This is a genomic window from Phyllobacterium sp. YR620 (assembly GCF_900104165.1).
In the GTDB taxonomy this organism is placed as follows: domain Bacteria; phylum Pseudomonadota; class Alphaproteobacteria; order Rhizobiales; family Rhizobiaceae; genus Phyllobacterium; species Phyllobacterium pellucidum.
In genome coordinates this window covers 1-20,328 of record NZ_FNJP01000003.1, presented here as the reverse complement: position 1 = coordinate 20,328, position 20,328 = coordinate 1, and the positions used below count along the sequence as shown (strand labels likewise).

21 protein-coding genes and 1 pseudogene are annotated in these 20,328 nt (G+C 55.6%); 19 read left to right on the top strand and 3 right to left on the bottom strand.

Annotation, left to right across the window (positions count from 1 at the left end):
- Positions 1-14: 14 nt before the first annotated feature.
- The 13 genes from ccoN to BLR72_RS11765 all read left to right on the top strand — a co-directional run bounded on the left by ccoN (position 15) and on the right by BLR72_RS11765 (position 11,985).
- Positions 15-1,670, top strand: a complete 1,656-nt coding sequence (gene ccoN / locus BLR72_RS11830; RefSeq protein ID WP_210183735.1) for a cytochrome-c oxidase, cbb3-type subunit I — start codon at positions 15-17, stop codon at positions 1,668-1,670.
- Positions 1,671-1,673: 3 nt separating this feature from the next.
- Positions 1,674-2,405, top strand: coding sequence for a cytochrome-c oxidase, cbb3-type subunit II (gene ccoO / locus BLR72_RS11825; RefSeq protein ID WP_091948753.1), 732 nt, complete (start codon positions 1,674-1,676; stop codon positions 2,403-2,405).
- A gap of 1 nt (position 2,406) precedes the next feature.
- Complete coding sequence (locus BLR72_RS11820) at positions 2,407-2,580, top strand: cbb3-type cytochrome c oxidase subunit 3 (protein ID WP_091948750.1); 174 nt, start codon at positions 2,407-2,409, stop codon at positions 2,578-2,580.
- On the top strand, positions 2,571-3,476 hold the full coding sequence (gene ccoP, locus BLR72_RS11815) for a cytochrome-c oxidase, cbb3-type subunit III (protein WP_091948747.1): 906 nt from the start codon (positions 2,571-2,573) through the stop codon (positions 3,474-3,476). The genes BLR72_RS11820 and ccoP overlap by 10 nt, the downstream gene beginning before the upstream one ends.
- On the top strand, positions 3,473-3,661 hold the full coding sequence (locus BLR72_RS11810) for a hypothetical protein (RefSeq protein ID WP_091948745.1): 189 nt from the start codon (positions 3,473-3,475) through the stop codon (positions 3,659-3,661). The genes ccoP and BLR72_RS11810 overlap by 4 nt, the downstream gene beginning before the upstream one ends.
- A gap of 41 nt (positions 3,662-3,702) precedes the next feature.
- The gene (locus BLR72_RS11805; RefSeq protein WP_091948742.1) at positions 3,703-4,491 is read left to right on the top strand and encodes a DUF2189 domain-containing protein; all 789 of its coding nucleotides are present in this window, start codon (positions 3,703-3,705) and stop codon (positions 4,489-4,491) included.
- Positions 4,492-4,495: 4 nt separating this feature from the next.
- Positions 4,496-6,763 carry a cation-translocating P-type ATPase gene (locus BLR72_RS11800; RefSeq protein ID WP_091948739.1) on the top strand — a complete coding sequence of 756 codons (2,268 nt, stop codon included), beginning with the start codon at positions 4,496-4,498 and terminating at the stop codon, positions 6,761-6,763.
- Positions 6,760-6,912, top strand: coding sequence for a cbb3-type cytochrome oxidase assembly protein CcoS (ccoS, locus tag BLR72_RS11795; RefSeq protein ID WP_091948736.1), 153 nt, complete (start codon positions 6,760-6,762; stop codon positions 6,910-6,912). The genes BLR72_RS11800 and ccoS overlap by 4 nt, the downstream gene beginning before the upstream one ends.
- A 959-nt stretch (positions 6,913-7,871) precedes the next feature.
- Positions 7,872-9,389 carry a PAS domain-containing sensor histidine kinase gene (locus BLR72_RS11785; RefSeq protein ID WP_091948730.1) on the top strand — a complete coding sequence of 506 codons (1,518 nt, stop codon included), beginning with the start codon at positions 7,872-7,874 and terminating at the stop codon, positions 9,387-9,389.
- The gene (gene fixJ, locus BLR72_RS11780; protein WP_091949557.1) at positions 9,385-9,999 is read left to right on the top strand and encodes a response regulator FixJ; all 615 of its coding nucleotides are present in this window, start codon (positions 9,385-9,387) and stop codon (positions 9,997-9,999) included. The genes BLR72_RS11785 and fixJ overlap by 5 nt, the downstream gene beginning before the upstream one ends.
- 120 nt (positions 10,000-10,119) lie before the next feature.
- Complete coding sequence (locus tag BLR72_RS11775) at positions 10,120-10,485, top strand: hypothetical protein (protein ID WP_091948727.1); 366 nt, start codon at positions 10,120-10,122, stop codon at positions 10,483-10,485.
- Positions 10,486-10,566: 81 nt separating this feature from the next.
- Positions 10,567-11,217 (top strand): helix-turn-helix domain-containing protein, encoded by a 651-nt coding sequence (locus BLR72_RS11770; RefSeq protein WP_091948724.1) that lies wholly within the window; start codon positions 10,567-10,569, stop codon positions 11,215-11,217.
- 297 nt (positions 11,218-11,514) lie between these two features.
- A complete protein-coding gene (locus BLR72_RS11765; RefSeq protein WP_091948721.1) occupies positions 11,515-11,985 on the top strand; it encodes a DUF1275 family protein in 471 nt (156 codons plus the stop codon).
- Here BLR72_RS11765 and BLR72_RS11760 read toward each other — a convergent pair.
- Positions 11,982-12,632, bottom strand: a complete 651-nt coding sequence (locus tag BLR72_RS11760) for a BON domain-containing protein (RefSeq protein WP_091948718.1) — start codon at positions 12,630-12,632, stop codon at positions 11,982-11,984. The two genes, BLR72_RS11765 and BLR72_RS11760, sit on opposite strands and share 4 nt — an antisense overlap.
- A gap of 245 nt (positions 12,633-12,877) precedes the next feature.
- Between BLR72_RS11760 and BLR72_RS11755 the strand changes: the two genes are divergently transcribed.
- From BLR72_RS11755 to BLR72_RS11740, 4 genes are read left to right on the top strand one after another with little or no spacing between them, the layout of a single operon-like run.
- On the top strand, positions 12,878-13,150 hold the full coding sequence (locus BLR72_RS11755) for a PepSY domain-containing protein (RefSeq protein ID WP_091948715.1): 273 nt from the start codon (positions 12,878-12,880) through the stop codon (positions 13,148-13,150).
- 3 nt (positions 13,151-13,153) lie between these two features.
- Positions 13,154-13,717, top strand: coding sequence for a cytochrome b/b6 domain-containing protein (locus tag BLR72_RS11750; protein ID WP_091948711.1), 564 nt, complete (start codon positions 13,154-13,156; stop codon positions 13,715-13,717).
- Positions 13,718-13,723: 6 nt separating this feature from the next.
- Positions 13,724-14,401, top strand: a complete 678-nt coding sequence (locus tag BLR72_RS11745; protein ID WP_091948709.1) for a response regulator transcription factor — start codon at positions 13,724-13,726, stop codon at positions 14,399-14,401.
- 29 nt (positions 14,402-14,430) lie between these two features.
- Positions 14,431-15,762, top strand: a complete 1,332-nt coding sequence (locus BLR72_RS11740; RefSeq protein ID WP_244506685.1) for a sensor histidine kinase — start codon at positions 14,431-14,433, stop codon at positions 15,760-15,762.
- 26 nt (positions 15,763-15,788) lie between these two features.
- Here the strand turns inward: BLR72_RS11740 and BLR72_RS11735 are convergent.
- A pseudogene (locus BLR72_RS11735) lies at positions 15,789-16,249 on the bottom strand (transposase); the annotation flags it as partial.
- Between the two features lie 98 nt (positions 16,250-16,347).
- Between BLR72_RS11735 and BLR72_RS11730 the strand changes: the two are divergent.
- Positions 16,348-17,856: an acid phosphatase gene (locus BLR72_RS11730; RefSeq protein ID WP_091948703.1), complete on the top strand. Its 1,509-nt coding sequence runs from the start codon at positions 16,348-16,350 to the stop codon at positions 17,854-17,856.
- Positions 17,857-17,880: 24 nt separating this feature from the next.
- A complete protein-coding gene (locus tag BLR72_RS11725) occupies positions 17,881-18,330 on the top strand; it encodes a hypothetical protein (protein ID WP_139202525.1) in 450 nt (149 codons plus the stop codon).
- A 51-nt stretch (positions 18,331-18,381) separates the two neighbouring features.
- On the opposite strand, the gene BLR72_RS11720 is transcribed toward BLR72_RS11725, so the two are convergent.
- Positions 18,382-19,992, bottom strand: coding sequence for an arylsulfatase (locus BLR72_RS11720; protein ID WP_091948697.1), 1,611 nt, complete (start codon positions 19,990-19,992; stop codon positions 18,382-18,384).
- Positions 19,993-20,328: the final 336 nt, after the last annotated feature.

Here is a 20,328-nt window from a genome sequence, read left to right as displayed (position 1 = left end):
GGGCAATCGAAGTGATTTCACAATTGACTGGGAATGAGCGTGCTCTTGCAGCGTTTACGTTCCTCATCCTTCTTTGTATTGGCGTGGCGATGGCCGCTGCCGGGCGCGATGATCTTATCGGGACGCACGGCTGGGTGATCGCAGTCAGCGCAATAGCAGGTGCCGTGGCGCTACTGCGCGCCTATGACGCCCCTGAGCCGTCCCCGGCGCGCCTGTTTGAGTATTATGACGAACCCAGCAAGGTCGGCATCATCCTGACGTTGGTCTGGGGGGTGATCGGTATGCTTGTCGGCGTATGGATTGCGGCCCTTCTGGCCTGGCCGGAACTGACTATTGACGCCGCTTGGGCAAGCTTCGGCCGTCTGCGCCCGGTCCATACCAGTGGCGTGATTTTCGGTTTCGGCGGCAACGCCCTCATCGCCACGTCATTTCATGTTCTTCAAAGGACAACCCGCGCGCGCCTGCCGGATCAGTTCAGTCCATGGTTCGTGCTATTGGGCTATAACCTTTTCTGCGTGCTGGCCGCGAGCGGCTATCTCATGGGCATCACCCAGTCGAAGGAATATGCCGAGCCGGAATGGTATGCCGACATCTGGCTGGTCGTGGTCTGGGTCGTTTATTTCTCGATCTACATTCGCACGCTTCTGCGCCGCAAGGAACCGCATATCTACGTGGCCAATTGGTACTACATGGCCTTCATCCTGGTCGTCGCCCTCCTGCACATCATCAACAATCTGGCCGTTCCCATCTCCTTCGGACACGCCAAAAGCTATTCGTTGTTCTCCGGCGTGCAGGATGCCATGACGCAGTGGTGGTACGGCCACAACGCCGTGGCCTTTTTCCTGACGGCGGGTTTCCTTGGGATGATGTACTACTACCTCCCTAAGCGGGCGGGCCGTCCGATCTATTCTTACAGAACTTCGATCATCAGCTTCTGGGGCATCACCTTCATGTATATGTGGGCGGGTTCGCACCACCTCCACTACACGGCCCTCCCCCACTGGGTTCAAAGCCTTGGAATGGCGTTCTCGGTGGTCCTGCTCGTTCCGTCCTGGGCCTCTGCCGGAAATGCGCTGCTGACGCTCAACGGAGCCTGGCACAAGGTGCGTGACGATGCGGTCCTTCGTTTCATGATGCTGGCAGCAATCTTCTACGGCCTGGCGACATTCGAAGGCTCCTTTATGGCAATTCGCGCCGTCAATTCCCTCTCCCACTACACCGATTGGACCATCGGCCACGTTCATGCCGGCGCGCTTGGTTGGGTCGCCATGATCACCTACGGCTCGCTTTATGCGCTCACGCCTTGGCTTTGGAAGCGCCCCGCACTGTATTCGGCGAAGCTAGTTGAATGGCACTTTTGGCTCGCCCTGTCCGGAACGGTTGTCTATGTCTTCGCGATGTGGAATTCCGGCGTGATCCAAGGTCTCATGTGGCGGACCTACAACGACACCGGCACCTTAAGCTATTCTTTTGTCGACTCGCTTGTCGCCATGCACCCCTACTACATCGCGCGCGCATTCGGTGGTCTGCTGTTCCTCGCTGGCGCGGTGATCGCTCTCTACAACATCGTCATGACAATCCGATCGCCTGTACCTGTCGCATCGGAATCTGCCTCGGACATTCCCTTGGGCCTTGAGCCTGCCGCACCAATCGCCCAAGCCGGAGAATAGAAAATGTTCAATTTTCATTATCGGCTTGAACGCAGTGCGATCGGATTTGTCCTCGCCATAATTGTCGTCGCCAGCATCGGCGGCTTCATCGAAATCGCTCCGCTGTTCACGATCGACGAGACCGTCGAAAAAGCGCCGGACATGCGGGTCTACACGCCACTCGAGATTGCCGGCCGCAACATCTACATCCGGGAAGGTTGTTATGCCTGCCATTCCCAGATGATCCGCACGTTGCGCGACGAGGTGGAGAGATATGGTCCGTATTCACTGGCGGTAGAGTCGAAATATGATCATCCCATGCTGTGGGGCTCGAAGCGAACGGGGCCAGATCTCGCCCGCGTCGGGGGAAAATATTCAAACGATTGGATGACTGCACACCTTAACAACCCGCGTGACGTGGTTCCGGAGTCCAACATGCCTGCCTATCGCTGGCTGCTACGCAACCAGTTGGAGACGGGTGACCTTGGCGAACACCTCTCTGCATTGCGGGCGGTGGGCTTGCCCTACACCGATGAGATGATCGCCAACGCGCCGAACGATGCCATCGGCCAAGCCAATCCAGACACAGATTTGGCCGCGGCAGTGACGGAGCGATATGGCGAGAAGACGGATGTAAGCCTGTTTGACGGCAATCGGGGCTCCGTCACCGAAATGGATGCGCTGGTGGCCTACCTTCAGATGCTCGGACACCTGACAGACGCCGCCCATACCACGCCGCAAAACGAGGTGGAATGAAATGACCATCGATCATGAAATGCTGACGGGTTTTTCCAAATCATTTGGACTGTTCTACCTGATCGCCATGTCGATCGGTGTGCTGGTCTACACCTACTGGCCGTCGAACAAGAGGCCTTTTGAACATGCCGCGAAAGCGGTGATATCCGACGAAGAGGATAAGCCATGTCTGTAGGCGAACGTGATCCATTCACTGGCCATCAAACGACCGGGCATGAATGGAACGGCATCAAGGAACTAAACACGCCAGTTCCGAGACCTGTGTACTTTTTCCTCATCACCATGGGCGTCTTCGCGCTGGGCTGGACCCTTCTGATGCCGAGTTGGCCGTATGGGACCGGGTATTTCAAAGGCTTGCTCGGCGTTGACCAGAAGCAGGCGGTCGCCAAATCGATCGAAGAGGCCACTTCCGAACGCGCGAACTGGATGACCCGGATCGAGAAGGAAGATCTCGCACAGATCCAGTCCGACGCCGACCTAATGCGTACTGTCCGCGAGGCCGGGCGCACGCTGTTCGGCGACAACTGTGCGGCCTGCCATGGGGCGAACGCAATGGGCAATAAGGGCTTCCCCAACATCGCAGAGTCACCAATGTTATGGGGCGACGATCCCCAAACAGTGTTGCAGACTGTGACAGTCGGCATCAATGGTGCCCATCCCAACACACGGGTTTCCCAAATGCTTGCCTTTGGCCGCGATGGGATGTTGACGCAGGAACAGGTTTCGCTGCTGGCAGGCTTTGTGACGTCGCTTTCCGACCCCGCTATGGTCACCGACAAAAACAATGAAGATATTGCGAAGGGACAAGACCTCTTCGCCACCAATTGTATCGCCTGCCACGGCAAAGACGCCAAAGGCTTGGTCGAGAGCGGTGCTCCCAACCTTACCGACCACTATTGGATCTATGGAGGAAGCCGCGGCGACATCTACCAAACCATCTTTTCCGGTCGCCAGGGCCACATGCCGAGCTGGGGTGCACGTCTCACGCCTGCGCAGATCAAGATCATCACGCTTTATCTTCTCGATTTAAGGAAAAACCGAGCCGAGACGACGGCGGGAGGTGCGTCATGAGCATCATCATCGCACGGCCAAAGCGCTGGATATTTCTCGTAATTGCTTTGGGATTGAGTGTGGTCATCCTGGCGAACATTCACCTCGTCTACGTTGCGTTTCAGTCGCGCCCTGACTGCGTCGACCACCTGAAGGTCAAAGGTCGGCAAGACGGCACGTACCGCGCGGCGGATTCAGCATGTTGAGTAAAGTCCGCACAGCCAAGCGACACAGGGAGAGCCTTCCAATGAATATTCCCGTAACCGTTCCGCCTCTTCCAAAGGCCGTCGACCGCAACAGGCATCTTTCACCGAGCGAAGCGTTCGCCTGGTTTGCGCAAGGCTGGCATGATCTGTGGACGGTCCCGTTCCCCAGCCTTGTCTATGGCGCTGGCGTCGCAATCATTTCGCTTGCAATCGCCGCCGGAATTCTCTTTTACAGGCTGGACTTTGCGCTCTTTCCCGCACTAGCGGGCTTCCTGGTGGTTGGCCCAGCACTTGCCACGGGCCTTTACGTCAAAAGCCGACGTCTGTCCAAGGGGTCGCCCGTCACGCTGGCCTCGATGCTTGTTCCTGAGCGCGGCACCAGCCAGCACGTCCTGTTCGTCGGAGCCGTCCTGTTGGGACTGATGCTGCTGTGGATGCGCGCCGCCGTGCTCCTTTACGCGCTGTTCTTTGGCTGGCGAGCCTTTCCCGGCATTGACCATATCGTCCCCATGCTGTTCGGCACGCCGATAGGTGTGGCGATGCTGGCGGTCGGCGTGGTAATCGGCGGCATTTTCGCCGCGTTCGCCTTTGCCATCAGCGTCTTCTCCATCCCCATGGTGCTGGACAAGAAATTCGACGCGTTTACTGCCATGGGAACGAGCATGTCGATCGTCTGGAACAATTTGCCAGTCATGCTGCTGTGGGGCGCAACTGTGCTGAGCCTCACCATGATCGCCTTGGTTTCAGGAATGATCGGCTTCGTCATTATTTTCCCATTGCTCGGTCATGCGACTTGGCATGCATACGTAACGATGCGTGACCCGGATTAGCGATATGACCTGCTGTACGCCCGCAACCACAATTGTATCGGCCGATGCCTTTCGCCCTTCAACCCCATCGGCCGAAGAATTCAGACTGGCAAGCCGGAGCATTGGCGACGGCATCCTGCAGACGGAAATCTCTGTCCCTTCGATCCACTGCGGCGGCTGCATCAATAAGATCGAGCGGGGACTGGCAAAGCTTGACGGCGTGCAGAACGTGCGGGTCAATCTGTCGAACAAACGTTTGGTGCTGCGCTGGCTGGACCATGAGACGCCTCCCGATGCGATTGGCGAGCTTAAGCGGCTCGGCTATGATGGGCATGTTTTCGATCCCACTGCCACGCCTGACGGCGAGCTTCCAAGGATGCTCAGGGCGCTGGCGGTTGCTGCATTTGCCTCCATGAACATCATGTCCTTGTCAGTCTCCGTCTGGGCTGGCGCAGAAGGTTCCACGCGAAACATCCTTCATTGGATTTGTGCCAGCATAGCCCTGCCCGCGCTCATCTATTCCGGACGGGTGTTCTTTCAATCCGCCTGGCGCGCGCTCCGGCACGGACAAACCAATATGGAAGTGCCGATTTCCATCGGCATCTCCGCAGCCTTCGCCCTCAGCGTCTACGACACCTATCACGGATACGAACACGCCTATTTTGACGCCGCAACGTCTTTGGTGTTTTTCCTATTGATCGGGCGTACGCTGGATTACGTCATGCGCGAGCGGACGCGCACGGCTGTGAAGGGGCTCGCACAACTGTCGCCTCGGGGTGCGCTGACGATCGGAGCCGACGGTGAATATGAATATCTCCCGTTGAAAGAGATTCGGCCGGGCACGCGTCTGTTGATCGCCGCCGGCGAGCGCGTTCCTGCCGATTGCGAAGTTGAGCGCGGTATCTCCGAGATAGACTTCTCTCTCGTCACTGGCGAAAGCGCGCCACGCCAAGTTGAATCGGGTGCAGCCCTGCACGCCGGAACATTGAATATCACCGGATCGCTGGTAGTTGTTGCCACAGCTGTTGCCGAAGATTCATTTCTCGCCGAAATGATAGGGCTGATGGAAGCCGCCGAATCCGGCAAGTCTGTTTATCAGCGTATTGCCGACCGTGCCTCCCGTCTTTACGCGCCGGCGGTCCACTTGACGTCGCTCCTCAGCTTCGTGAGCTGGATGATTTTTCAAGGGGATGTGCATCAGGCCGCGACAGTCGCCATTGCTGTTTTGATCATTACCTGCCCCTGCGCGCTCGGTCTTGCTGTGCCGATGGTCCAGGTGATGGCCGCACGCCGGCTTTTCGAAAGCAGGGTCATGGTGAAGGACGGGTCGGCAATGGAACGCCTCAATGAAATCGACACTGTCGTTTTCGACAAGACGGGCACGCTGACGCTGGGGCAGATGCGCGTCACGAACATCGGCGAGATTGACGGTTGGGCGCTCTCCGCAGCTGCGGAGCTTGCTTCCCACTCGCGCCATCCGAGCGCACAGGCGCTTCACGCGGCCGCGCCACACGTAAAGAGCCATCCCAGATTTCACTTTGACCAAGTACAGGAATTTCCCGGCCTCGGGCTGGAAGGCATTTCTCAAGGCAAGGTCTATCGGCTCGGGCGAGCGGCATGCGGGCGCAACGAAGATGGCGGGCAAATTCCGGCCGAGACGGTGTTTTCTTGCGATGGGCGAAAGCTCGCATCGTTCGTTTTCACTGACAGAATCCGGCCAGGCGCGCATTCCCTCGTCGAGAAATTACGTCACGCCGGAATTGTTATGGAGATAATATCCGGGGACAGCGAACCCGCGGTGCGTGAAATTGCTGATCAGCTGGGCATTTCGAATTACACGGCGGGCATCCTGCCGAGCGGGAAGCTTGAACGCATACAAATGCTGGCAAAGCAGGGCCGGAAGGTCCTGATGGTCGGTGACGGCTTAAATGATGCGCCCGCTCTCATGGCAGCGCATATATCTATGGCCCCCGCAACCGCCGCCGACGTTGGTCGCAACAATGCCGACTTTGTTTTTCTTCAAGACAGCCTTGAAACCGTGTTTGTTGCTTATCGCATCGCACGGGATGCAGCCAAATTGATCAGGCAGAACTTCGTTATCGCCATCGGCTACAACGTCGTGGCGCTGCCTGTCGCAATTCTCGGTCACGCAACTCCCTTTGTCGCGGCGATTGCCATGTCCCTGTCGTCCATAGTGGTTGTGGCCAACGCCTTGAGGCTTAAAGGTGAGCCGATGCAGGGAAAGACAAAGCCTTTGGGCTTCAAGTTGCGGTCGAGGGGAGTGGCAAAATGAGCGACTTCTTTTACTTGATTCCCATATCGCTGGTGCTTGGTATGGTTGGACTGATTCTATTTCTCTGGTCCCTAAAAAATGGGCAGTACGAGGACTTGGACGGGGCATCCGAGCGTATCTTATATGACGACGACATGCCTTCCCAGTAGCGACGAGAAACCACGGTAGTGCATTGTGGCGTGAAGTCTGTTTGGGCCGCCGGCAAAGGTGCTTCCCCAATGCAATTCTAAACTTGCATCAATCCGCATTTGGCTGCGTGCTAAAGAGTCCACGGCGAGCTAATTCGGAAATCCGCCTAAGTTGCTAGTAGTTTACAGCCGCCAACCCACTCAAATGACTGGTGCCGGGGGATCGGGCAGTGGCCCTAACTGACCCTTCGATGTGTCAGTGGATCTAGTTTGAATTTGATCCAACGCAGTGTGATGAATTTCACCATCGCTAATGTGATCGCAATAAGCTGCACTCGTAGGAGAATCCAAAAAGAGTAGACTCCGCTGGCAAGATTGCTGTTTGGCAATCGTTGGTTTTGTGGCTGATTGTCTCCCCTTTTGTCCCTGGTTAGGACTTGCAGTACAAGCAGCAAACTAAACTAGATCTCATGGAATTTCATATTAAGCGGTACCGCAGTGTTTACGGTCAGCGTCCACACGGCAATTAATGATCGCTTGTGGCAAAAGTGAGCTCAGATCACCATCAGAGTCTGGCTCGTAGGTCTCCGTGGGTTCTCGCATTCGCAGGAATTTTCACGGCCCGTGTCAACGCTTGGACAGCCGGCATCGCCATTGCGGAATTGGCTCTTTCGGTGATTTCCAATGACACGAGGCGTTTGTTACAACGCGACGTCTGCTCGATATCCGCGGTAGACTCAAATTCTGCCAAGAAACGCTGCTTCTTACGCTAAGCGCTTTCCGCAACTCGCCTGGCGCTGCCTTTTCTCGCCAGGCTGAGGCCAACAGCATAGCGCGTGGTTTACACACTAAGTCATTCTGGATAGACGGCCCTTGCCTCGCTCACGGGTACTATTTGTGATTGAAACCTTTGAATTTATATTGCTGTGTGTTGGTCGACAATCTTGAAAACGAACTACATCTGGAACCGCGACACAGCCATGCCCGCACGTGACATACCCGGCGTCCGGGGAAGGTTCCTCCAAGCCGCTCTCTCCTCCCGGTTTGAGGGGAGGAAAGGTTATGTCCTCGCGGCCGCAGCAGTCTTGGCTGCATTGTTACTCCGATTGGCAATGCAGGACCTTCTTCAGGACCGCGCGGTTTTCATTCTGTTCATTCCGTCGATCCTCGTCGCCTCTATCGCCGGGGGGATCGGGCCTGGCATAGCCGCGGTCTTTCTTTCTTTGCTATCCGGGTTCTATCTAGGCGGTGCCCAGTTTGACCAGACGCAAAACGTGGTTGCGTTTAGCATTTTGATTGTCGTCGGCCTAGTAATTGCATGGATGGGCGGGCTGCTTCACCATGCGAGACAAGTAACTGATAACATAGTCAGCGACCTCGACGCACGCGAAGCGCACCTCCGGTCGATTCTGGACACAGTACTCGATGCAACGGTCGTCATCGAAAAGGATGGAACAATCAGGTCATTCAACGCGGCAGCCGTTCGGCAGTTCGGCTACACCGAGGCCGAGGTCGTCGGCCGGAATGTCCGGATCTTGATGCCAGAGCCTTACCAACGGGAGCACGACGGTTACATAAGTAGGTATTTGAAAACGGGCGAAAAGCGCATCATCGGCATCGATCGCGTCGTCGTGGGCAAACGCAAGGATGGTTCGACGTTTCCGATGAAACTTGCAGTCGGAGAGATAAAGACCGGAGATAAAGTCTTCTTCACCGGATTCATTCGGGATTTGACCGAGCGCGAAGAATCCGCAGCTCGGCTGCATGAAATTCAGGGCGAGCTGGCACGGCTGGCGCGACTTAACGAACTGGGGGAAATGGCTTCGACGCTGGCCCATGAACTCAACCAGCCGCTGTCTGCCATAGCAAACTATGCCCAAGGATGCACACGACTGCTGCGCGACATGGATGATGCCCTCGCGTTGAAAATGCGCGAGGCTTTGGAAGAGACATCGAGGCAAGCCCTGCGTGCGGGCCAAATTATCAGGCATCTAAGGGAATTTGTAACACGCGGCGAGACCGACAAGATGCAACAAGACATACGCAAGCTGGTCGAGGAAGCTGGCGCTCTGGCGCTCGTGGGGTCGCGTGAACGCGGTATCAGGTCCGTGTTCGAGTTTGGTCCGGACGCCAAGTTCGTCATGGTCGACGGCGTGCAAATCCAACAGGTCTTGATCAACCTGATGCGCAATGCGATGGAAGCGATGCAGGACAGTGACAAACGTGACCTGCTTGTGCAAACGAATTTGGACGAGAACGGGTGGGTCGTGGTCGAGGTTGCTGATACTGGAGCCGGCATACCTGACGATATCGCCGCGCAGCTGTTCAAGCCCTTTATGACCACAAAGCCCGACGGCATGGGAGTTGGTCTTTCGATCTCCAAGCGAATTGTCGAGGCACATGGTGGCGGGATAACAGCAAGGAAGAATGAGAGCGGGGGTACCACATTCCGCTTCACGCTTCCGGCAATTGAGGATAGGCACCCAAATGGCGATTGACGACTACACTGTCCACGTTGTGGACGATGAAGAGGCCGTCAGAAAGTCTCTCGCGTTCGTGCTGACGATGTCCGGCTTCACCGTCCGCGTGCACGAGTCAGCAACGGGATTTCTTGCTACCGCACCAACAATCCGCAATGGCTGCCTGGTTACAGATTTGCGCATGCCAGACATGAACGGCGTGGAATTGTTGCGCAACTTGAAATTTGCCGACCTTCGTATTCCCTCTATCGTTATAACGGGGCATGGAGACGTGCCGATGGCCGTGGAGGCCATGAAGGCCGGGGCCTTGGACTTCATAGAAAAGCCGTTTGAAGACGAAGTCTTGATTGAAGCGGTAAAACGGGCGGCAGCACAACTAACTGAAACGGCGGATGAATCGGATGATGCTTCGACCATCCGGACCCGGCTGGAGGAGTTGACCGACCGCGAACGGCAAGTCCTCTCAGGAGTGGTGGCAGGACTCCCCAACAAAACCATCGCCTATGATCTGAATATCAGTCCACGCACGGTTGAGGTTCATCGTGCAAACGTAATGGCAAAGATGAACGCGAGGAGCTTGCCGGAGCTTGTACGAATGGCGCTCAGTGTGAAGCTCGACATCGATTAACTAAGAATACGGTCGGCGCCGATTTGACCTAACGCAATGCACATCCTCCAAAACACGATCAGGTATTTGGGCCATCTTCGCCGGCCACCGCCGTTCGGTAATGTTTAGAGGGAATGCAAATTGTCCAGTTCGATCCAGGTACTTGTTGTTGTTCCGGACTATGGATTGCGACGGTCGCTTGAATTTGCGCTCGAGGTCGAAGGCTTTGCGGTTCTCTCGTTCGACAACGTGAACTCTGCCCTCGTCTCGCCGAGTACCGCCCAGGGCAGTTGCGTCGTAGTGGACGAGGAAGCACTTTTGAACGACCCATTGGCGATGGCGGCGGTCCGACGATTCCAGAAGGCCGTATTGCTGCTCGTGGACCGCTCTCGACCCATGCCTGATATGCTCGGCGTAAGGGTGCTTCGAAAACCCATCCTAGGCAATGCGTTAATAACGGCCATTAGAATGACCGATATAGCTGGCGGTGCAGATCAATCTGCGTAGAAACCCGTAGGTACATAAACGAATTTCGCAGCATGATGATATCAGCGAGTGTTGTCCCATCATATTGAATGGGAGATCGACATGCTAGCCTACACCACAATTCCTGCTCAGCTCAGATCAGATGGCATCGATCGTCCAATCGTTCCATTACCGTTCGGTTCCGTCCATCTGCAACAAATTTCGTTCTTTGCTCCGGGCTCCGAGATTTACGCCCAGGGGGAAAAGGCGGGAAACATCTATCAGGTTGAGTTTGGTGCTGTCCGTGTCTATCGGTTACTCGCCGACGGTCGCAGGCAGATCAGCGCATTTTATTTATCCGGCGAAGTCTTCGGTCTCGAAGCCGATACAAACCACCATTTCTTTGCAGAAGCGATAACGGGTACAAGCCTCCGGTTGTTTCCGCGCTCGAAGTTCGGCGACATCTCCCAAGAACTGTTCTCGTTGACATTGCGCAGTCTTACGCGTGCACAAGAGCATTTGCTCGTTCTCGGCCGTCAGACGGCCGCCGAGCGCGTGGCTGCTTTCCTCCTCGATCTGGCCGAACGTCAAGGTGGATTGGAACAGGTAGAGCTTCCTATGTCACGCATGGACATAGGCGATTATCTTGGTCTCACTATCGAAACTATTTCCCGGGTATTTTCAAAGTTGAAGGACAAGGGAATTATCGCTCTTCCAACCCTGCGAAGCGCCGAGATTACAAAGTGGAACGCCCTTCGGGCAATGATTGAATAGACCAGCGTAGTCGATTGATTATGCTTGCGACGGTACCATGAGAAACTATCTGGCAGTCTGACGGGATGGGTAAGAAGCGCCCCTGCCGACCGCCACTCGGCCTATATTCTGACGTTTATCGCGGGTGCGGCGAATGCCGGAGGTTTTCTGGCAGTAAAACAGTACACCTCGCACATGTCGGTCATCGTGTCGTCGATGGCCGACAGCTTTGCTTTGGGGGGTGTCAAATTTGCACTTGCCGGATAGGTCGCATTTGTCTCGTTTGTCGCAGGCGCGCCGTTCGGCTATACTCGCCAATTGGGGCGGCAACAGTCGCTGCAAAGCAAATACGCCCTTTCCGATCTTGATCGAGGCCGTTCTTCTGCTTTGCTTTGGTTTTATGGGCAGCAACCTCTCGCAGACCGATGGCTGTTTGTCCCTGCGACCGTGGTGCTCCTACGCTTCATCATGGGCTTGCAAAACGCCGAAATCACCAAGCTCTCCAACGCTTGCATTCGGACGACCCACGTTACGGGGATTACCACAGATATGGGAATTGAACTGGGGAAGCTTTTCTATTGGAATATGGCGCACTACGACGTTGCCAAACCCTTGGTACGCGCGGACCGAGCGAAACTAAAGGTGCATTTATCGCTGGTGTTGCTGTCTTTGCCGGGGGCATCGTTGGCGCAATGGGATTCAGATTTGCGGGCCTTGGTGCGCGATCTTTCTAGCGCTCGTCCTTCTTCTTCCCTGAGTCGTCCCGGTCGCAGAGCCTCAAATGGTTAGGCGACGGTGAGCAAATTCTCAACCGCGTGCACGCCGGATGCCGACCATGCTGCCCGCGCCGCGACGCTACGCTCCGCCCAAACCTTCACATGCCCTTCGAGAACTACCCTGCCAGAATCATCGACTGCCACTCGAATATCGGATGGTTCAATCCGGGCACTTCTCTTCAACGCATCCTCAATCCGCTTCTTCACGTCGAATGACGACACATGAGGTCTGACTTGAATATTGTTGGCAACGTCGAAAACACCTGCCAGCCCTCGAACCGCTTCCGTCGCAGCAATTTTTTGATAGTTCCATTCGACTGTGCCAGTGAGTACCACCCATCCATCATCGACTTGAACCTGAACGGCCCCATCAGGGATAGCGGCGCTCCAACTGAGAATATTCAAAGCACGCTTGGCGATCTCCTCGTCAGCCATACGATGACTACCCACTGGGCGTACTTCCATATCCTGCGCAATCCCGCGAACTCCCTTGACGCGACACACGACATCGGCCGCGGTGTTCTTTTCCATGTAAGTGGGCACATGACCCGTCAGCGTGACGACTCCACTTTCGACCGAGATACCGATGTTTGCAGCGTTAAGGCTTGGTTCGAATTCAAGTTCGTCGAGGATGTTCTGGCGCAAAACCATGTCGTTCATCGTAGTGATCCTTTGAGCAAACGGCCAATGCCGAGGCTCCATTCTCACTTCGCGTGACGGCAGGGGCATTGATCAAGGTCAAAGCGTAACGGCCCCGTTACCATTAACGATCCTCGTAGTCGAGATCAGCTATTTGGGACTGTCGGCGGTCGGAAATTATTATCTCGACAGCTAACGGACAGCTTGTTCGAACTAAGAACGTTTCACCGTGCCGCTCCCGGACGCGGGGAAAAAGGAAACGACCTATGAAAACTCAGACTGTCGCCGCACTCTCAATCCTTCTGCTAACTCCAGCCGTTGCCTTGGCAAGCCCTGCATGCACCAAGGAGCCAAAGACCAAGTGGATGTCCGAGACGGCCATTCAGAAAAAGATCGCCGATCTCGGCTACAAAGTGAAGACCTTCGAAACGACGGGAAGCTGCTATGAGATTTATGGTTGGAATAAGGAAGGCAAGAAAGCCGAGGTCTATTTCAATCCGATGACCGGCGAAATTGTCAAATCCGAAATCGACGGATGACGCATGTTGTACCACTTCTCGGTTGACGTGGAGGGTGCACGCCCCTCCACAGGAGCCACGATCAAGGTATGGGATCCTGTTGTTCGGCTCTTCCACTGGATTGTTGTGTGCGGTGTCATCCTCAATCTTTGGATTCTTGAGGAGGGGAAGTATTGGCATCGGGTGACGGGATACGTCATTGCGGCGGTGTTGACTGTCCGTCTTGTTTGGGGCGTTGTAGGAACACGCTACGCGCGTTTTTCGGAGTTTTTCCCGACCCCGAACAAGATTGTGGGGCATCTGGGTGAATTAAAGCAGGGCCGCCCCAACCGTCACATCGGCCATTCCCCGCTGGGAGCCGTCATGATGCTTGCGCTCATGGGGTTGCTTGCCTTTAGCTGTTCGACTGGCTGGCTGATGGGAACAGATATTTTTTGGGGAAACAAGCTCATCAAATCCTTGCATGCGCTCTCGGGCAACATGATTATGGTTCTGGCGTTGTTGCACGCAGTATCCGCTATCGTTGAAAGCTGGCGGCTGAGGGAAAATCTGGTTTGGTCGATGGTCACGGGCAAAAAGCGACGGTGAGGCACTATGCGGGTCCTGCTGATAGAAGATAGCGTGCGCCTGTGCCAGCTGATCAGCGAGATTCTGCGAGATGCGAATTGGCAGGTGGATGCATTTGCAACCGGTGAAGACGCACGCCATGCCATGTCGGGAGCCGAGTATGATATTGTACTGCTCGATCTCGGATTGCCCGATGAAGACGGCCTCGAAACGCTCGGATCCTTGCGAAGGTTGGGACACCAAATCCCTGTTTTAATACTGACAGCGAGAAGTACGATCGATGAGCGGATCGTCGGTCTCGACGCCGGTGCCGACGATTATCTCGCCAAACCTTTCAACAATGGAGAACTTCTAGCCCGGATGAGAGCCTTGCTGCGTCGCCCTCCCCAGTCGATGATGCCGGAGCTCGCATTCGGGAAGCTGACACTCAACCTCGCAACGTCATTGGTCAATTGCGGCAGCGAACCAATATCCCTTGCCCCGCGGGAATGCGCAGTGCTCGAACATTTGATGCGCAATGCGGGTCGTGTCCTTCCCAAACGAAAACTGGAAAGCGCATTTTCTGAATTCGGAGACGAGCGCACGTCGAACGCAGTGGAACTGGCGATATCCAGATTGAGGAAAAAGCTGGAATACTTCGACACAGCACTCGTCGTCGAAACAATCAGAGGCGTAGGATATATGTTGCGTGAAAGCAATCCTTGATGCGACGATCCCAACCTCTTGGGCAGATTGTGGCCCGACGTATCGTCCTTTTTGCAATCCTGGCAATGCTCGCGCAGTTGCTGATCGTCCTTGCCGATTACTATTGGAACGACGAGGAACTTGGCAGGCTGCTCGTTGAACAAGAGGTATCTGAACTTGCTAAAGGTATCGGAACGGGTGGTACGTCGCCAACGTTTGATCTCCCGCCAGAACTGTCTGATCGTTATGGCAGCCAGACAACCGGATATTTTGCCCGAATTCGCGACGGATCGGGACGGATCCTGTTTTCAAACTGCACGGACCAATGTGCTGAACATTTTCTTCCAGTCGATTTGAAAACTCCAGATTTTTGGCTTCGAATTATCGAGCCCGGCAAACCGCTCACGCTTGCCGGCGGCGAAACAGTCGAAATCACGCAAAAGCCCTTTGTCGTAGAAATCGCGACCATCGGCGATCCTGTCACCCGAGTGAATGCTGTCCTGTCGAAGGAAGTGATCGATCATATGATTGTGCCTATGGGCATTCTCGTCATCTTCGTACTTGGCGCGACACTGTTGTCGATAACCACGGCGCTGCGTCCGGTGCGGGGGGCTGCAAGAGAAGCGGCAGCCATCGACGCCGCCGACCCTCAATCACGACTCGACACCGTAGGGATGCCGCTTGAGGTGGCGCAACTGGCTGCGGCAGTAAATGAAGCATTTGACCGCGTCCGCCATCTCATGCAAGCCCAAAAGCTGCTGACTTCCGCCATAGCACATGAAGTCCGAACCCCCTTGGCGGTCATCAAGCTGGAACTCGAGCAAATAGTTCATCCGCGCGCGCGAAAGGCCGAAAAAGACCTCGACGAACTGGTGCAATTTGTGCAGCAGTTATCAGCATTGGGAAATCTGGACGGAGTAGACCGCAAGCAATTTCTGTCGACAAACATCAACAAGCTCACAGAAGAGCTGGTCGAAAGTCTTGCTCCTTGGGTATATCAGACGCGTCATTCAATTGCTTTCGAACAGCGCGGTCAACTGATCGTACCTGCCGTTGGAAGCTTGATACGGGACGCGTTGCGGAATTTGATCGAGAATGCCGTCAAACATACCGAGGCGGGCACATCGATCACAGTTAGAGTCGACGAAAACGGCACCGTTGGCGTTTATGATAATGGCGGTCCTCCACGGTGGCCTGAGACCCCCGTCAAGCGTGATGATGGAAACGTGCGTGGCATTGGACTGGAAATCATCAACCGGATTGCAACGATACATGGTTCCGCATTCCGGTTCGAGCAGACGCGCAACGGCAGGAACGCAGTCATCTCCTTTCCAATACCCAGCCGAAGGTCAGCCAACGGTGATGTCAGGTTAAGTCTTTGAAGACAAAGCTTGGTGGATGCCGGACTTCAGGCGGCAACACCGGTGACGGATTTCCAGTGTGCAAGTGCCGCTTATGCGATGGAGGTGGATTGCAAGGGCGGTGCGTCTTGTCCGAGGCGGCACGAAGAGATTACGGATCGCGGAGAAAGCTGAGAGGAACGGTTCAAGGCTTCCCGATGATCGAAATGTTTGCATCACCCGCTCCCGTTTTCGCAGCGGCAGATGCGAATTCTCCGCTCGATGTTTAATCCCGTGGGGGACGGTGCTCGAGGGTTGGCATGATCTGGCGTTTTGCGGCGGCGTAAGATCGCAGCTTGTCGGGGATGATCCGCTTTGGCGGCTACGCCCTGCTTTTCAGCAAACGAACAAGCAAGCGTTTGGCAGCCTTGGTATTGCGGCGGTTCTGAACGATCTGGTCGAGCACGTAGCCATCTTGATCGACGGCACGCCAGAGTCAGTGTTTCTTGCCGGAGATGGTGATGACGACACCAGGTACGGCAATCCGGCTCTCGATAGAAAGATCCGACAAGGTACTCGAAATTGCCGTCGTCTTGCTGTCGCTTCCAGCCCCAAGAGGACGGGTCAATGAAACTGGCATTTCTCCGGGTGGCAAGCGCGATAACCATGGCCGCGATTGTCGCAACGATTCCCTTCGTGAGCAGCGGGATATCGAAGGAGGCCAGTTCATACGGCGGGACCGAACTCGGGACCGTTCCTGAATTTCATCCAGAGCTCGGCATGGGTTGGCTGCGGGGATATCTTGATCCGAAGGCTCTTCCCAACAGCCTTGTGTTGATCCCCCGGCCGCCGGAACCCAGTTCTGCAGCGCAGCGCCAAGACGACGACATCGCCCAGAGGACGTTCGCTTTGCGCGGTACGCCAAGGTTCACCTTGGCAGAAGGAGATTTCGATCTGAAGTTTTCGAGCCTGATGAGCGACTTCTCCTGCGCATCGAACACGCAAATCGCGGAAGAGAACGCTCCGTATCTCTCAACCCTGCTGCGGCGATCGGTCAGCGACATCGGGCTGTCGACCTACACCGCCAAGAACTACTATCATCGCAAGAGGCCGTTTCAACAGAACCATGAACCCATCGGCCTGCCGACGTATCAGGCCGACTTGGAAAAGGACCCCTCTTATCCGTCTGGTCACACCGCGATCGGTTGGGGCGTAGCACTCATCCTTTCGGAAATAATGCCCGATCGTGCGGACGAACTTCTGGCGCGGGGCCGCGCTTTCGGCGAGAGCCGGATGGTCGTCAACCATCATTGGTACAGCGACGTGGTCTGGGGGCGCTTCATGGGGGCGGCCACCGTAGCCCGCCTACACGCAGACCCGGTGTTTCGGGCAGACATGGAGGCCGCAAGGGCGGAGGTCGCCTCGATACGAACGAAGGGACTGGCCCCAACGCATGACTGCAAGGCCGAAAGTTCGGCGCTTGCTCTCGGCTTCCAGGCAAGTGAAACAACGGCAATCGACATCTTGCTGGAACCAGACGCGGTGATGCTTCAACACGCTAAGGCCAATAACGCACGCCTGCTCAGTGTTTTCCCGAAGGGCTTTCCGCTCGATGTGACACACACCCCCCACATCACGCTCATTCAGCGCTTCGTACGGACGTCCGATCTCGACAAAGTGTATGCCGCGACCAACTCAGTGCTGGCGAAATCCAACCTGAGCGAAATGAAGCTCGAGGCGATCAAATACTACTACATTCCAAGCGGCGACACGGGCGTTGCTGGCATCGTGATTAAGCAAACCCCTGCATTGATCAAGCTGCAGGCAGACCTGATCGAAGCCGTCACGCCATTCACGATGGACAACGGGGATTCATCGGCGTTCTTCACCACCCCCGATGACCCGTTGATCGATCCGCTCCTGATCGAATACGTTGCCGGGTTCGTTCCAAAGGCCTCGGGAGAGCGCTTCAACCCACACGTTTCAACAGGAGCAGCTCCGCAACAGTATCTTGATCAAATGGTCGCCGAACCATTCGAGTCGTTTGCGTTCTCGCCTGCCGGAGCAGCGGTCTATCAATTGGGGCAGTTCGGAACCGCGGCAGTCAAGCTCAAGCAAATCGATTCTGCGAAATAGTACGTGGGCGACACGGAGGCCAACATGAATCCAGCCTACATTCCGGCATTCTCGGCCCTGGCAGGAGCGATGATCGGTGGACTGACATCTCTGTCGACATCCTGGTTCACGCAGCACACGCAGTTTCGCAACGCGATACGGCATGAAGAAAGGGAGAAGCTTGAAACACTGTATCGCGACTTTATCGACGAAACTGCGGTTCAGTTTGCAGATGCACTCGTCCACCAGATTGAAGGCGAAGATGTCAGCAAAGTTGTTCGGCTCTACGCCCTGGTTGGACATATGCGCGTGGTTTCGACCCGTGCCGTGATCGATGCCGCTGTGCGGATCGAAAGCCTCATTCTTGATACCTACCTGGAGCCCAACCGCACGGTCATCGAGCTGCGCGACTATGCTCGACATGGTACGATGAAGAATCTCCTGACAGAATTCAGCGAAGCCTGCAGGGATGATCTGGCCGCGCGAATTCGATAGCGCAACCCTGCCCGTCAGACCGGACGCGAAGACCCGGTCGGACGCACATTGTTAGTTGTTGCCCTTTCCGGCTGAGGTCATCGCGTCCATTACGCGATCCAGGCTGAAGCTGCCAGGCTTCTGGCGCGGCGGGAACTCCTGGAAGCTCGAAATCCATTGGGCGACATAGGCCGCAGCGGGGGACAAAGCAAACATCCGCTCTGCGGCCCACTGTGGGTGACCGGTCGATTCATCGGACGCCCGCTCGAAGGGGTCCATGCGCAAATTGGTGAGCATCGGCCAGCGAAGCTCCTCGAATGGAGTTTCCCAGACCTTGATACCGACGGAGTTCTGCCTGAGGAACGAAATTTTCCAGTCGTCATAGCGCAGCGCTGCGACACTGCCTCCATCTGTCCAGTATAGGAACTCGTGACGTGGCCAGTCCTTCTCATTATCTTTCAGTGAAGGTAACAGGTTATAGCCGTCGAGGTGGACCTTATAGGTCATGTCGCCGATCTTCCGGCCGTTGAGTAAGTCCTCTTTGACGGTTGAATCGCCTGCGGCCGCGAGCAGCGTCGGGATCATATCCTCATGCGCACCGACCTTGTTGACCGTGGTTCCGGGCTTGATGACACCCGGCCAGCGGATGAAGGTCGGAACGCGGAAACCACCCTCCCATTGCGTGTTCTTCTCGCCGCGGAACATGGTCGTACCGCCGTCGGGCCAGTTGAAGAACTCCGCACCATTATCGCTCGAATACATGACAATCGTGTTGTCCTCGACGCCAAGTTTCTTCAGTTCCGCCAACAGCTCGCCAACCTGGCCATCGTGTTCGACCATGCCGTCGGCGTAGGTGCCAAGCCCGGTCTTGCCCTGGCTCTCCTTCTTGAGGTGGGTGAATACGTGCATGCGGGACGAGTTCCACCAGACGAAGAATGGCTTCTTGTCAGTATTCACCGCCTTGTCCATGAATTTGATAGCACCGGCGGTGACTTCCTCGTCGACGGTCTCCATCCGCAGTCTGCTAAGCGGGCCGGTGTCCTCGCACTTCTGCTTTCCAACCCTGCCGAAGCGAGGATCGACGGTCGGGTCGTCCGTGTCGGTCGCGAAGCAATGCAGTACGCCGCGCGGACCAAACTGGGCTTTGAAGGTCGGGTTCTTGGGATAGTCGACGTTCTCCGGTTCCTCTTCCGCGTTGAGGTGATAGAGATTGCCGAACCACTCATCAAAACCGTGAACCGTCGGCAACATGTCATTGCGGTCCCCGACATGATTCTTTCCGAACTGTCCGGTCGCGTAACCAATCGGCTTCAGCAGCTCGGCGATTGTGGGATCTTCCTTCATCAAACCCTCGGGTGCGCCTGGCAAACCGACCTTTGTCAGGCCCGTGCGGATCGGCGACTGTCCGGTCAAGAAGGCCGCGCGACCAGCGGTGCAGCTTTGCTGACCATACCAGTCGGTGAAAATCGCGCCCTGCTGTCCAATGCTGTCGATGTTGGGCGTCCGGTAACCCATTATGCCTTGGTTGTTGGCGCTGATGTTGAACTGCCCGATATCGTCGCCCCAGATGATCAAAATATTGGGTTTAGCGTCCTGCGCCCAAGCATGGGTGGTCGTGAAAGCGCAACCGACAAGGAGCGCGGCACTAAGCGCGCGTAAACCGGCGAGAGTTTTAAATTTCATGAGTTCCTCCTCCTCCGCCAACATTTGGCCGCGAAATAGTACACTAAAAAAACAAAATACATCTTGGATTTTGCAGAATGTCTGAGTGCTATAATTAAAGGTAAATTGCGAGAAATATCAATGGGAAGAACATTTTTATGGTTGAATTGACGCATAACTTCCCGTCTAGGCAAATATAATCCGCCTTAAAATTCAACAATTACAGCAGGGAAAGTAAAATTTATTGAGCATTTCCGCGAAAAAAGAAGGGCACGCCGGAGCTTTCTTTTAGACTTCAGGGAATTCGGCGATGCACCGGCACGACATTTAATGGCAGAAATGACGTGAGACGAAGCG

What these genes read in the sequence shown, in the direction of transcription:
- ccoO (WP_091948753.1), top strand. Translation starts at nt 1,674, where the DNA reads ATGTTCAATTTTCATTATCGGCTTGAACGCAGTGCGATCGGATTTGTC.
- BLR72_RS11820 (WP_091948750.1), top strand. Translation starts at nt 2,407, where the DNA reads ATGACCATCGATCATGAAATGCTGACGGGTTTTTCCAAATCATTTGGA.
- ccoP (WP_091948747.1), top strand. Translation starts at nt 2,571, where the DNA reads ATGTCTGTAGGCGAACGTGATCCATTCACTGGCCATCAAACGACCGGG.
- BLR72_RS11810 (WP_091948745.1), top strand. Translation starts at nt 3,473, where the DNA reads ATGAGCATCATCATCGCACGGCCAAAGCGCTGGATATTTCTCGTAATT.
- BLR72_RS11805 (WP_091948742.1), top strand. Translation starts at nt 3,703, where the DNA reads ATGAATATTCCCGTAACCGTTCCGCCTCTTCCAAAGGCCGTCGACCGC.
- BLR72_RS11800 (WP_091948739.1), top strand. Translation starts at nt 4,496, where the DNA reads ATGACCTGCTGTACGCCCGCAACCACAATTGTATCGGCCGATGCCTTT.
- ccoS (WP_091948736.1), top strand. Translation starts at nt 6,760, where the DNA reads ATGAGCGACTTCTTTTACTTGATTCCCATATCGCTGGTGCTTGGTATG.
- BLR72_RS11785 (WP_091948730.1), top strand. Translation starts at nt 7,872, where the DNA reads ATGCCCGCACGTGACATACCCGGCGTCCGGGGAAGGTTCCTCCAAGCC.
- BLR72_RS11770 (WP_091948724.1), top strand. Translation starts at nt 10,567, where the DNA reads ATGCTAGCCTACACCACAATTCCTGCTCAGCTCAGATCAGATGGCATC.
- BLR72_RS11760 (WP_091948718.1), bottom strand. Translation starts at nt 12,632, where the DNA reads ATGAACGACATGGTTTTGCGCCAGAACATCCTCGACGAACTTGAATTC.
- BLR72_RS11755 (WP_091948715.1), top strand. Translation starts at nt 12,878, where the DNA reads ATGAAAACTCAGACTGTCGCCGCACTCTCAATCCTTCTGCTAACTCCA.
- BLR72_RS11750 (WP_091948711.1), top strand. Translation starts at nt 13,154, where the DNA reads ATGTTGTACCACTTCTCGGTTGACGTGGAGGGTGCACGCCCCTCCACA.
- BLR72_RS11745 (WP_091948709.1), top strand. Translation starts at nt 13,724, where the DNA reads ATGCGGGTCCTGCTGATAGAAGATAGCGTGCGCCTGTGCCAGCTGATC.
- BLR72_RS11730 (WP_091948703.1), top strand. Translation starts at nt 16,348, where the DNA reads ATGAAACTGGCATTTCTCCGGGTGGCAAGCGCGATAACCATGGCCGCG.
- BLR72_RS11725 (WP_139202525.1), top strand. Translation starts at nt 17,881, where the DNA reads ATGAATCCAGCCTACATTCCGGCATTCTCGGCCCTGGCAGGAGCGATG.
- BLR72_RS11720 (WP_091948697.1), bottom strand. Translation starts at nt 19,992, where the DNA reads ATGAAATTTAAAACTCTCGCCGGTTTACGCGCGCTTAGTGCCGCGCTC.